Origin of the sequence: Jatrophihabitans endophyticus, assembly GCF_900129455.1 — a bacterium.
GTDB lineage: Bacteria > Actinomycetota > Actinomycetes > Mycobacteriales > Jatrophihabitantaceae > Jatrophihabitans > Jatrophihabitans endophyticus.
In genome coordinates this window covers 723,776-737,620 of sequence record NZ_FQVU01000002.1, presented here as the reverse complement: position 1 = coordinate 737,620, position 13,845 = coordinate 723,776, and the positions used below count along the sequence as shown (strand labels likewise).

Sequence of the window (13,845 nt, the reverse complement as noted above, 5' to 3'; positions counted from 1 at the left end):
GCTCGGCCGCACCGTCCCCGGCCGCACCGTCCCCGGCCGCACCGTCCCCGGCCGCACCGTCCCCGGCGCCGTCGGCGGCCGGCCGGTCGCGCAGCGCCTCGCGCAGTTCCGCGACGCTGCCGACGGCGAACGCGGCGCGGGCCGGCAGCGTCGCGCGCCCCAGCGCGAGGGTGGCGGCGAGATCGTCCAGCCGCGGCTCGTAGCCGGCGGGCCGGGTCGCGAGATGCGCCGCGAGCCGCTCCACGACGGCGGCCAGCTCGGCGTCGGTGCGCGCCGACAGCACGACCAGCTCGGGGCCGTCGGCGTCGGGCCGGTGGGCGGGCGGGGCCGGCTCGCCGACGACGACGTGGCAGTTCGTCCCGCTGAAGCCGAAGCTGCTCACCGCGCCGATGCGCCGGCCGCTCGGCCCCGGCGACCACGGGCGCCGCTCGGTGACGACCTCGAACGGTCCGGCCGCCAGCTCGATCTTGTCGTTGCACCGCTCGAAGCCGAGTGACGGCGCGAGCTCGCCGTGCCGGATCGACAGCAGCACCTTGATCAGCCCGGCGACACCGGCGGCCATCGTGGTGTGCCCGACGTTGCCCTTGATCGAGCCGAGGCCGGCCGTCCCCGCCTCGCGGTGACCGTGCACCGCGTGCAGTGCGTTGACCTCGATCGGGTCGCCGAGCTCGGTGCCCGTGCCGTGCGCCTCGACGTATCCGATGTCGGCCGGGTCGAGCCCCGCCCGCTCGTAGACCCGGCTCAGCAGATCGGCCTGGGCGGTCGCGTTCGGGGCGGTGATGCCGTTCGACTTGCCGTCGCCGTTCATCCCACTGCCCAGCAGGACGCCGCGGACGGTGTCGCCGTCGGCGAGCGCGTCCCGCAGCCGCTTCAGCACCACCACCCCGACGCCCTCGCCGAGCACGATGCCGTCGGCCGCGGCGTCGAACGGTCGGCAGTGACCGCTCGGCGAGAGCATGCCGACCTGGCTCGTCCAGACCTGCATCTTGGACGTCGACATGAGCGCGACGCCGCCGGCGAGGGCGAGGTCGCACTCGCCGCGCGCCACGGCCGACGCCGCGAGGTGGACGGCGACGAGGGAGGACGAGCAGGCGGTGTCGACCGCCATGGTCGGGCCGGTGAGGTTGAGCAGGTAGGCGATGCGTGCCGGCAGCACCGACGGCGCGTTGCCCAGGAACGCCTGTCCGCTGCGGGCATCACCGGCGGCGGCGAGCAGATCGGCGTAGTCGCCGGAGCCGCAGCCCACGAACACGCCCCACGGGCGGCTCGGCCCGGCGAGGTCGGGGGCGTGACCGGCGTCCTCCAGCGCGTGCCACGCCTCCTCCAGGAACACTCGCTGCTGCGGGTCCATCGCCTGCGCGTCCAGCGGGGAGAGCCGGAAGAACCGCTCGTCGAAGGTGTCGATGCGATCGAGCAGCGCGGCCCACTTGCTGTACGTGGTGTCCGCCCGGCCCCGCCCGGGTGCGAACTCCTCGCGCAGGTCCCACCGGTCGGCGGGCACCTCGGCGATGCTGCCGCGCCCGGCGGCGAGGTTGGCCCAGAACGCGTCGGCGTCGGGGGCGTCGGCGAAGCGGGCAGCGAGACCGACGACGGCGACCGCGTCGTCGGGGTACGGGTCGTTCGAGGACGTCGCCGCGGCGGTCGCCGCCCCGGACCGGCGCGGGGTCGACGCCGCCTCGGCCACCTCCCCGGGCCCGGCGGGCGGCCCGTCGGCGGCTGCTGCTGCGCCCTCCTTCGCCGCGGCGGGCACGGCGCGCAGGGTGACGACCGGCCGGTCCGGCACCCGCAACGCCGCCCGGCCCGGACCGCTGCCCGCGCCGCCGGTCACCCGCAGCGGGGGCGGCCCGGGCTGCCGTCGCGCCGGCTCGGCCTGCTCGTCGGACCGGTCCGCCTCGACCGGTGACCCGGCGGCCGCGGCGGGCGCGGCGGGCGCGGTGGGCGCGGTGGGCGCGGTGGGCGCGGTGGGCGCGGCGGGCGCGGCCGGCGCGGCCGGCGCCGCCGCGGGTGCCGCCGGTTCCGGCGGTGCGGCGGGTCTCGCGGCGGCCGCCTGCAGCGCGAGCGAGCTCCGGCACTCCGTCGCGACCAGCTCGACGAGCTGCTCGATGGTCGGGTGGTCGTACACCGCCACCGAGTCCAGGTCGATGTCCCACGCCCGGTTCAGCTGCGAGACCAGTTCGACGGCCCCGACGGAGTCCAGGCCGAGCTCGGCGAACGTGCTCTCGCGGTCGAGCTCGTCGGCGCCGAGGTACAGCACGTCGCAGACGTGCTGCTCGATGGAGGCGCGCACGGCGGCGAGGTCGACCGCCGGCTCGGCCGGCTCGGCCACCGGCTCCGGTTCGGGCTCCGGAGCCGCCGGCTCCTGCTCCGGCGCCGGTGCCGCGACCGGGGCCGCCGGCGGCGCGGCGGCGACGTGGTCCGGGAACGCCGCGGCCACGCGCTCGCCGGCCCCCTGCCCGAGCACCTGCTCGTGCATCGCGACCTCGCGGTCGATCACCTGCGGCAGGACGGTGAGCGTGCGGGCGGCCAGGTCGGCCTTGAGCGCGCGGACGGCGGTCGCCGGCTTGCCGGCGATGGTGCGGGCGAGCCGCAGCGTGTGCGGCAGGACCTCGTCGGCGGCGACGACCGTGACGGCGGCCCCGCGCCGGGCCAACTGCGCGCCCGTGAACGCGCGGGCGCTGAGCATCAGGTCCGCGGCGAGGGCGGCCCCGAGCTTGCGTTCGAGGATGTGGGTGGCGCCCATGCCGGGCGTGAAGCCGTAGTCGAGGAAGTTGGCCCGGTACTCCGCGGTGGCCGACAGCACGGCGATGTCGGCGTAGAGGCCGAACGCGAGACCGCCGCCCGCGGCATGCCCCTGCATCGCGCTGAGGACCGGTCGCGAGCACCGCAACATCCCCTCGTAGAGCACCGGGACGTCGCTGAAGCGGCCGTTGCCGGCCGCGAGGGACGCGAGCGCCTCCGGGGTCCCGCCCATGCTGAACACCGGGCCGTCGCCGGTCACGACGACGCAGCGCACGTCGTCGGCGGCGGCGATGCGGCGCCAGGCGTCCTCGACCTGGGCGACGAGCCCGGCGGTGAACATCGCCGGGCGCAGCGTCATGAGCGCGACGCCGTCGTCGAGGAACTGCAGCTCGAGGCGGCCGTCGGCGGCGGGCTCCACCCCGCCGGCCGCCGGGTCCGCGGGCTCGGCCGGCTCCGCGGGCTCGGTCGGCTCCGCCGCCTCGGCCACCGGGTCCGCCACGGGTGCCGCCGGCGCCGCACCCTCGGTGGCCGGTGCCCGTTCGTCCCGCTCCTCCTGGCCCCAGCTGCCCACCCAGTACCGCTTGGGCTCGAACGGGTAGCCGGGCAGCGGCACCCGGCGCGGCCGGGCGCCGTCGGCGGCGGATCGGAGGGCCGCCCAGTCGACGTCCTCGCCGCGCAGCCAGTCGGCGGCCGCGCGCGCGGCCTCGTCGGACAACCCGGCCCGGTCCGCGAGCCCCGCCAGGGCGGCCGCGTCGGTCGCGGTGTGCTCGCCGGCCGCGCCGGCGTCGGCGAAGGCGGCGAGCTCGGCGGCGAGCTCCGCGAGCCCGGCGGTGACCACCACCAGTCGCTGCGACATCGCGACCCGGCCGTCCTGCAATGTCGCGGCGACGTCCCCGGCGCGGACGCCGTCGGGTGCGGCCGACGGCAGCTGCGCGGCGAGCGTGCGCACGGTGTCGTCGAGGCCGCAGCCGACGGCGTCGAGGTGCGTGAGGTCCGCCGCGCGCAGGCCGAGCTCGGCCAGCGTGGCGTCGGGGTCCACGGCGTCGGCGGGGATGCCGAGCAGGGCCGCGACACGCTCGGCACAGGCCGCCAGCTCGGCGCCGGACGGGTCGTCGTCACCGCCGGGGGCGAGCGCCGCGGCCAGCGTCCGGGCGAGGTGGCGCAGCCGGTCGTCGGTGCGGGCGGACACGGGGAACACGAACGGCCCCGTCGAACGCGGGGTAGGCACCCGGGCGGCGTACTCCTCGACGAGCAGGTGGGCGTTCGAGCCGCCGGCACCGAACGCGCTGACCCCCGCACGGCGCAGGCCGCCGGCCGGGCGCGGCCACGCGATCGGTTGCTGCGGCACGTAGAACGGGGTATTCGCGAAGTCGATCGCGGGGTTCGGCTCCGCGGAGTGCAGCGAGGGCGCGATCGTGCCGTGCCGCAGCTGCAGGACGACCTTGGTCAGCCCGGCGATGCCCGCGGCGCTCTCGAGGTGGCCGACGTTCGACTTCACCGAGCCGAGCGCGCAGGACGCGGCGGCCACCTCGCCGAAGGCTCGGGTGAGGCCGTCGACCTCGATCGGGTCCCCGAGCGAGGTGCCGGTGCCGTGCGCCTCCACGTAGCCGACGCTCGCCGGGTTCCAGCCGGCGTCGTCGAGCGCGGCCCGCACCAGCGCACCCTGCGAGACCGGGCTCGGCACCGTCGCCCCGCCGGTGCGACCGGCGTGGTTCACCACGCTGGAGCGGATGACGGCGCGGATGTCGTCGCCGTCTCGCTCGGCGTCGGCAAGACGTCGCAGCACGACCGCGCCGGACCCCTCACCCGGGACGTAGCCGGTGCCGCCCACGCCGAAGGCGCGGCAGCGGCCGTCCTCGGCGAGCCAGTGCCCCTGCGCGAGCTGCAGGTACTTCTGCGGATGGGCGTTGACGTTGACGCCGCCGGCGAGCGCGAAATCGCACTCCCCGGAGCGCAGGCTCGCCACCGCCAGGTGGACGGCCGTGAGCGAGGACGAGCACGCGGTGTCCAGGGTGATGCTCGGCCCGGTCAGGTCGAGGGTGAAGGACACCCGGTTGGCGACGGACGCGTGCATGGCCGTCGGCGCCACGCCGTCGTGCGCGCCGTCGACGAGCTGGTAGTGGTTCCACATCACGCCGGCGAAGACGCCGACCGCCCGGCCGGACAGCCCGCGCGGCGAGTGACCGGCGTCCTCCAGCGCATGCCAGCAGGTCTGCAGGAACAGCCGCTCCTGCGGGTCCATCCGCTCGGCCTCGCGGCGGGAGATGCCGAACAGCGGCGCGTCGAACTCGTCGACGCCGTCGACGAAGCCACCCCACTTGCCGTAGGTCTTGCCGGGGGTGCCCTTGTCCGGGTCGAAGATCGCCGCGTGGTCCCACCGCCCGGCGGGGATCTCGGTGACGCTGTCGACGCCGCCGACGAGGTTCTGCCAGAACCGGGTGACGTCCGCGGCCTGCGGGTAGCGACCGGCGATGCCCACGACGGCGATCGCGGCGTCGTCGCCGCCCGCGCTGCCGGTCGCCGGGCCGACCGACGAGACCGCCGATGCGGTCGGGGCGGGCGCCTCGGCCGGGGGCAGGACGGCGTCGGCCTCGACCGGCAGCAGGGCGGCGTCGACCTCGGCCGGTGTCGCGTAGGCCACGGCCACGACGACGTCGCCGCTGCCGAGCAGCCCGTCGAGCGCCGCCAACCCCACCTCGGACGGCATCGGGTGGCCGTCGCGACCGTCGGCCGACATGCCCCCGTCGGCCCAGTAGGGCCAGGCGATGGCGACGCTGCGGCCGGCTCGCGACGGGTCGGCCGCTCGTCGGCGCACGAGCGCCTCGGCGGCCGCGTTCGACGCCGCGTAGTCACTCTGCCCCGGGTTGGCGACCGCGCCGGACAGCGAGGTGTAGACCGCGAAGAAGGCCAGGTCGTCGCCCGCGGTCGCCTCGTCGAGGTGCGCGGTGCCGTCGACCTTGGCGGTGAAGAGCCGCGCGAAGTCGGCCGCGTCCTTGTGCAGGTAGACGCCGTCGTGGTGCTCGCCCGCGCAGTGCAGGACGCCGTCGATGCGCCCGAACCGCTCCCGGCCGAGGGCCACCGCGGCGCGGACGGCGTCGGCGTCGGCGAGGTCGGCCGTCGCGTGCAGCACCGTCGCGCCGGCCGCGACCCAGTCCGCCGCCCGGCGCCGCAGCGCCTCGTCGGGCTCCCGGCGCGAGACGAGCACGAGTCTGGCGTGGTGGCGGCGGGCCAGCCGATCGGCGGCGAGCTGGGCGAGCGCCCCGGTGGCGCCGGTGACCACGTACACCCCGTCGTCCTCGATCGCGCCCGGCCGGGTGTCGGCGGGCCGCCACCGACGGACGGCGCGGGTGCCCTCGGACCAGTCGAGCTGCGTGTCGGCGGAGTCGTCGGCGACGGCGGCCGCGAGCCAGCCCGGCGCGGGGGCGGGGCCGGTGACGACGCGGCAGCGCAGTGCGGGCGTCTCGGCGTGGATCGTGCGGCACGCCGCGGCGAGCGCCGCAGGCACGACGTCGTCGCGCGCGGTCGGGCACGCCACCGTGATGGTGGTCGCGCCGGCGTCAGGGCGGTCCACGGCGGCGCGGGCCACGTCGACGAGCTGTGCGCACGCGTCCGGTGCCGGGGTGCCGTCGGCGACCACGAGCAGCACATCGGCCCGCTCGGCCGCCGCGGCGACGGGGAGGAGCTCGGCGCCGGCCAGGAGGGCCGCGGCGTCGAGGAGGGCGGTCGCGCGCGCGGCCGCGTCCGCCACGACGGCCGGGCCGCTCACGTCGCGGTGCGCAGCGTCGGCCGCGGCCCACACCGGCGTGCGCAGGATCAGGTCGACGTCCCCGGCGGCCGGTTCCGACGCGGACGACGCCGCGTCCGGTGCATCCGGTGCGTCGAGCGCCCCGGGCGCGAACCGGTGGTGGTCGCGCAGATAGCCGGCGAGCGCGTCGATGGTGCTGTGCTCGAAGAGCAGCGTCGGGTAGAGCGACTCGCCGACCAGCTGCTCGATCTCGCGGCCCAGCGCGAGCACGCCGAGCGAGTCGAGCCCCAGGTCGTAGAACCCGACGTCGGTCGCGAGGCCGGCCTCGTCCACCCCGAGCGTGCGGGCGACCAGCCCGCGCACGACCGCGGTCGGGTCGGTGTCGCCCGACGACGCGGCCGCGGTCGGCCCGGTCGGGTCCGCGGCGGCGACCCGGGGCGATGCGGCCGCCGGGTCGCCGGGCCGCAGCCGCCGGATCGACTCCGGGTCGCGGATGCGCTTGCACGCGAGGCCGACGAACTCGGCGAGGAACACCCCGTCCGCATCGTGCACCCGGTAGTCGCTGGTGATCACGTCGCCGGACTCGGCCAGCCGTTCGGGGCGCTCGCAGTACACGTAGCTGACCGGCGCGAGCCGCCGCGGTGCGCGGAAGCGCTGCACGAACATGGGGATGAACGGGTGGTTGCCGGAGACCTCGGTCAGGGCGAAGCCGGCGAGCGTCGACGCGTCGAGCATCGCGGGGTGCAGGTGGAAGCGGCGCACATGCTCGGGATCGGCCTGTTCCAGCGTGAGCTCGGCGAGCAGGTACCGATCGTCCGCGGGCCCGCGCCAGAGCGGGCCGACGCAACGCATCGCCGGACCGTGGACGATGTCCTCGCGGCGGGCACGCGCGTACAGCTCGCCGAGGTCGCCGGTCTCGGCCGCGCGCTCGCGCAGCCCGGCCAGGTCGACGTCCGCGGGCAGCGGATCGTCGGTGAACGCGAGCTCGGCGGTGACGTGCGAGGTCGGCTCGGCCCCGGCCGACGTCCACCGGCTGCTCACCTCGACGGCGTGCCTGCCGTCGCGGGCCGGGCCGATGCGGCAGTGGAGCTCGCGCTCGGAGCCGTCGGTCGTGGTGATCGCCTCGGCGAAGACGACGTTCTCCACGACGGCCCGCGTCGTGTCGACGCCGGCCGCGGCGAGCATCCGCAGCACCAGGTCGAAGAAGGTGACGCCCGGCAGCACGCTCACGCCGTGCAGGACGTGGTTGCGCAGCACGAAGTCGTCGTCGCGCAGGACGACCCGGCACTCGAGCCCGTCGCGCTCGAGGTCGTACGTCATCGCGGACCGCCGACGAGCTCGAGGTCGAGCAGCGACGAGGTCAGTTCCGGGTCATCCGGGGTAGCCGGGGCGGCCGGCATCGGTTCGGGTCCGGCCGGACGGTCGAACCACAGCCGGCGGCGACGGTAGGTGGGTGGCGGCAGCGGGGAACGGGTCGCCGGTGCCTCCCGGACGACGTCGCTCAGCACGGCGTGCGCATTCGTCCCGCCGAGCCCGAACGAGCTCACCCCGGCGACCCGTCGGCCCGCGGGGTGGTCCCAGTCGCGGTTCGCGACGTTGGGGAAGAACGGCGACGCGGCGAAGTCGAAGCGGGGATTGGGGTTCTCGCACCACAGCGTCGCGGGGACGACGCCGTGCTCGATCGAGAGCATCACCTTGAGCACCCCGGCGATCCCGGCCGCGCTCATCAGGTGGCCGACGTTGGACTTCACGCTGCCGATCGGGACCGACTGCGGTGCCCGGCCGGCGCCGAAGATGTCGGTCAGCCCGCGCAGCTCGATGGGGTCGCCGATCATCGTCCCGGTGCCGTGGGCCTCGACGAGCCCGAACTCGGCGGGCTCGCGACCGGCCTGCTCCATCGCCCGGCGTACGACCCGCTGCTGCGCCTCGTGGCTCGGGGTGGTGACGCCCATCGTCCTGCCGTCGTTGTTGACCGCCACGGCGTCGATGACGGCGTGGATGCGGTCTCCGTCGGCGAGGGCGGCCGCGAGCGGCTTGAGCACGACCAGCCCGCACCCCTCGCCGGGGACGAATCCGTCGGCGGACTCGTCGAAGGTCGCGCACCGCCCGGACGGCGACAACGCCCCGGACGCGCTGAGATCGACGTAGTCGGCCTCGTCGAGCAGGATCTCGACGCCGCCCGCGACGGCCATCGTGCATTCGCCGGCGAGCAGGCTGCGCATCGCGACCTGCACGCCGACCAGCGACGACGAGCACGCGCTGTCCACCACCAGGTTCGGCCCGCGCAGGTCGAAGTGCTGCGCGACGTAGGCGGCGATGAAGTTCTGGTCCGACCGGAGCACGCCGGCCCGGACGCCGACGCGCGCGCCGTAGTCCGACATCCGCGCGCCGACGAAGACGCCGACCTCCGCCCCGGCCACCTCGTCGGGACGGTAGCCGGCGTCGGCGAGGCCGGCGGCCGTGGTCTCGAGCGTCAGCCGGATCGCCGGGTCGAGCGCGCGCGCCTCGTCCTCGGTGACGCCGAAGGCGTCGGGGTCGAAGTCCTCGAGACCGTCGACGAAACCGCCCCACTTGCTGATGCTGTGGCCGAGCTCGCGCCGCTCGCGGTAGACAGCGCGGTGGTCCCAGCGCGACGCCGGCACCTCGATCACGCTGCTGGTGCCGGCGAGCAGGTTGCGCCAGAACGTGTCGAGGTCGGGCGCGCCGGGGAAGCGGCAGGCGGCACCGACGACGGCGACGCGCTGCTCGTCGCGCCGCGGTGCCGGCCCGAGCGGCGCCGGCGCGGCCGGTGCCGGTGCGGCCGCGGCGGGAACGCGCTCGGTGTCGGCAACGGCGGGAGCGTCGGCAACGGCGGGAGCGCTCTCGCCGACGTCGTCGCCGAGCTGGTCGGTGAGGGCGGCGGCGAGCTGGTCGAGGGTCGGGAAGTCGAGGAGGAGGCCCGGGTCGAGGCGACGCTCGACGTGCTGCTCGATCCGCTGCAGCAGCTCGCCCAGCATGATCGACTCGACGCCGAGGGCGTGGAAGTCGACGGCCGGGTCGAGCCGGTCGGCGGGCAGGTGCAGGGCGGTGGCGAAGATGTCGACGAGCCAGCCGGGCGGTCCCGCCGGCGGATCGGCCGCCGCCGACGCTCCCGCGGCCGGGACGCCCCCGGCGGGTGCGGTCTGCCCCGCGGCGGCCGGTGCCGACGGGGCGGCGCCGTCGCCGGCCGCGAGCACGGCGTCGAGGTCGACCGGGCCGGCCACCGCCGGGAGCACCACGGCACGGCGCAGCTGCGGGCGCGCGAGCACGGTCTCCAGCGCGGCGAGGCCGTCCGCGTCGGACAGCGTGCCGACGCCGAGGTGGGCAGCCGGGTTGTCCGCGCCGACGCCCCCGCCGGACTCGCGCCACTGCGGCCAGGCCACCGCCTGCAGGGCCCGGCCGCCGAGCGTGACCTGCGCCGCCGCCGCGGCGTCGACACAGGCGTTGGCCGCCGCGTAGTCGCTGACGCCCCGCGCGACGGTGGGCGCGACCGCGCAGATCGAGCTGAACCCGACCGCCAGGTGCAGGTCGTCGTCGGCGAGCGCCTGGGCCAGGGCGCGCAGCCCGTCCAGCTTGGGCTCGAACACCGCCGCGACGTCGGCGCGCTCCTTGACCGCGAAGGCGGCCGGTCGCGCCGCGCGACCCGCGCAGTGCACCACGCCCCCGATCGGGCCGAGCTCGTCGCGGACCCGGTCCAGGAACAGTCCGAGCGCCGTGCGGTCGGCGAGCGACCCGGTGTGCACGAGCACGGCCGCGCCGGCCGCGCGGAGCGCGTCGGCCCCCGCCTGCCGTTCGGCGTCGAGCGCACCGTGGCCGAGGACGGCGAGCCGGCGCGCGCCGCGTTCGACCAGCCAGCGAGCGACCCGGGCGCCGAGGCCGTGCGTGCCGCCGGTGACGACGTACGTCGCGTCGGCGCGGGCGGTGAACGACGCGGTGTCGCCGCCCACCGCGGTGAGGGCGGCGCGGTGCCGCACCCCGTCGCGATGGCAGACGTCCGGCACGGCGGACTCGGTGCCGAGCTCGGCGAGGATCGCCCGGGCGGCGGTGTCCGGGTCGGTGCCGTCGAGGTCGAGGTCGAGGTCGAGGACGCGGCCGGACGCCACCGCGCCCTCCGCGGCGAGCACGCGGACGAACCCGGCGAGCGGGGCCGCGGCGGTGCTCGGCGGGGCCCCGCCGGGCAGGTCGTGCAGGCCGGAGCACACCTGCAGCACGCGGCAGCCGGCGCCGTTGCGGTCCGCGAGAAACCCCTGCAGCAGGGCGAGCCGGGCCTGCCAGAGACCGATCTCGGTCGGTGGCCGGTACAGGTCGGCGAGGTCGAGCCAGCCGGCGACCGGCGCCCCACGCATCCCGGCGGCGACCGCGGCGGCGTCGTCGGCCGTCACCAGCCCGTGCTCGCCGTCCGGCGGGACACCGCCCTCGCGGACGAGGACGGCGTCGGCGGCCAGCGCGGCGACCGCGCGGGCGACCGGCTCGCTGTGCGGGCTGTACACGACCACGAGCCGGCCCGCCGGGGCGAGCGCGTCGGACGCGACCGGGCCGTCCTCGACCCAGGTCCGCTCGTGGACCGACGTGGCGGCCGGTGTCGGCGCCGGACCGGTGGTGGTCGCGGGCAGCCAGCAGCGCATCCGGTCGAACGGGTAGTGCGGCAGGTCGACGAGCCGGCCCGGGGCTCGGTCGCCGGCCGCGGTCCAGTCGACGTCGCCGCCGGCGACCCACCAGCGGGCCAGGCCGTCGAGAGCCGCACGGTCGGCGTGCGGGGGCAGCGGGCGCGGCGCCCCCTCGGTGTCGGCGACCGTGCCGCGGACGAGCCCCGCGTCGTCCCCGCCGAGGTAGGAGCGCAGCGCGGCGGCGAGCTCGGCGACGTCGTCGGCGACGATCGCCAGCCGCTCGCCCAGCGGCTCGCGGCCGACCTGCAGCGTCCACGCGAGATCGGCCAGGGCCGGCCCCGCCGGCGTCGCGTCCCCGAGCAGCAGGGCCGCGAGCCGGGCGGCGTCGGCGGCGTCGGCGCCGAGCTCGCCGGCCAGCGCGCCGTCGCGGATCCGACGCAGCCGGACGGCCAGTGCCGACCCGTCGTCGGACCCGGCGGCCGGCAGCGTCCCCAGCACCCCGTCGGCGACGCGACGCAGGGCCGGCTCGTCCCGGCCGGACAGCACGATCAGCTGCGGGCCGGCCGCCGCCGGTGACGCCGGGGCGTCGTCGGGCGCCTCCTCGACGACGACGTGCGCGATCGTCCCGCCGGCGCCGAACGAGCTGATGCCGGCACGACGCGCGTCACCGTCCGGTCGCGGCCACGGGGCGCGGCGCCCCTGCACGCGGAAGGGGACCCGGTCCCACTCGATCTCGGGGTTGGGGGTGTCGGCGTGCCGGGTCGGCGCGTACTCGCCGTGCTGCAGCTGCAGCACGACCTTGATCAGTCCGGCCAGGCCCGCGGCGGACTCGGCGTGGCCGATGACGGACTTGACCGAGCCGAGCGGTATCGGCCCGTCCGGCCGTCCGCCCATCGCGCGGAGCAGGCCGGCGATCTCCACCGGGTCGCCGAGCGCGGTGCCGGCGCCGTGCGCCTCGAGATAGCCGGCGGTGGCGAGGTCGTGGCCGGCGTCGCGCCACGCCCGGGTCACCAGGTCGCCCTGCGCGACCGGGCTCGGCACGAGGTAGCCGTTCGTCCGGCCGGCGTGCACGACCGCGGAGCCGGTCACGACGGCGTGGACGCGATCGCCGTCGGCCCGTGCCCGCGCGAGCGGTTTGCAGATCAGCGCGGCGACGCCCTCGGCCGGGACGAACCCGTCCCCACCCTCGCCGAAGCTGCGGCAGTGGTGGTCGGTGGCGGCGAGCTGCATGCGGTGCTGCTGGACGAACTTGTTCAGGTGCAGCGAGAGGTTGGTGGCGCCGACGATCGCGACCTCGGCCTCGCCGCGCAGCAGGCTGTGCCGGGCCAGGTGCAGCGCGGTGAGCGAGGACGAGCACATCGTGTCGACGGACAGGCTCGGCCCGTGCACGTCGAGGAAGAACGAGACCCGGTTGGCGATCCCCCCGAGCGTCGCGCCGGAGTCCTGCCGGGCGCCGACGCCGGACTGCTCGACCCCGAAGTAGGGGTACTCGTTGTGCATGGCGCCGACGTAGACCGCGACGTTCGAGTCATGACGCTCGCGCAGCCGCGCACGGGTGTATCCGGCGTCCTCGAGCCCCTCCCAGACAACCTCGAGGAAGAGCCGTTCCTGCGGGTCCATCAGCTCGGCGTCCCGCGGGGTGATCGAGAACAGCAGTGGGTCGAACCCGGCGACGTCGTCGAGGTAGCCACCCCACATGGCCGCGGTGTCCCAGCCCGGCTCCGCCCGGTCGGCGGGCATGGGCCGGATGCAGTCGACGCCGTCGACGAGCGTCTGCCAGAAGTCGGCCACCGTGGGCGAGTTCGGAAAGCGCACCGCCATGCCGACGATCGCCACGGCACCGTCGACCGCCGCGGCCGGCGCCCCGTGCCGCCCGTTCGCGCTCCGCGCGTCCCGGGCCCGCGCCGCGCCGCGATCCGCCGGGGCCGACGCGCCGGTGGCGTCGGTGGCGTCGGCGTCCCAGTGGCCGGGGTGGCGATCGACCAGGTCACCGGCGACGCCCGCGAGGTCGGGGTGGGTGAAGAACAGCGTGCGGTCCCGCTCGTCGAGATCCTGCTCGAGCCGGCCGTTGAGCTGCGTCACGAGGAACGAGCTGAGGCCGATCTGCGACAGCGGCGTGCGCGGGCCGAATCGGTCGGCGGCGAGCCCCGACACGTCGGCCCAGAGCTCGACGAGGTAGCGCTCGGCCGCCGCGCGCGCCCCGCCGTCGCCGATGCCCCCGTCGTCTCCCCGCTGCCGGTCGGATCCGGCGCCGAAACCCCCGTCGTCTCCCCGCTGCCGGTCGGATCCGGCGCCGGCACCCGACCCGGGGCGGGGAGACCGTGACGGCGCCGGTGCGCTCGGCAGCGAGATCCGGCGCGGTCGGCTGTCCCACAGGGCGGCCCAGTCGACGTCCGCGCCGTCGAGCCACGCGCTCACCGCCTCGTCCGGCCCGGCCACCGTGGTCACCGCCGCCGTCGACACCTCGCCGACGGCCCGCTCCGCGGCCGGATGCTCCTCGCCCGCGGCGACGGCGCGCAGGGCGGCGATCGACTCGTCGGCGTCGGCCGAGCGGACGGCGACCCGGTGCGCGAGCGGCGTGCGCCCCACCTGCAGCGTGTAGGCGGCGGCCGCCAGCGTCGCGCCGGACGTCCCGAGCGCGGCCAGCCGCGTGGCCAGCGCGTCCGCGTAGCGCGCGAGTTCGGGCGCTCCCGGAGCCGAGAGCACCAGCACCTGCCCGATCGCCGTCGAATCCAT

General features: G+C 76.9%; 2 protein-coding genes (1 of these 2 running past the window's edge). Both read right to left on the bottom strand.

Annotated features, from left to right (window positions below; genetic code table 11):
* On the bottom strand, positions 1-7,804 hold the 5' end (the start) of the coding sequence (locus tag BUE29_RS21950) for an SDR family NAD(P)-dependent oxidoreductase (RefSeq protein ID WP_073388686.1). 14,042 nt of this gene lie to the left of the window's left edge; only the first 7,804 of its 21,846 coding nucleotides appear in the window; it begins with the start codon at positions 7,802-7,804; its stop codon lies off the left edge, out of view.
* Entirely contained in the window at positions 7,801-13,845 is a 6,045-nt protein-coding gene (locus BUE29_RS08755) for an SDR family NAD(P)-dependent oxidoreductase (protein WP_073388684.1), read from the bottom strand. The genes BUE29_RS21950 and BUE29_RS08755 overlap by 4 nt, the downstream gene beginning before the upstream one ends.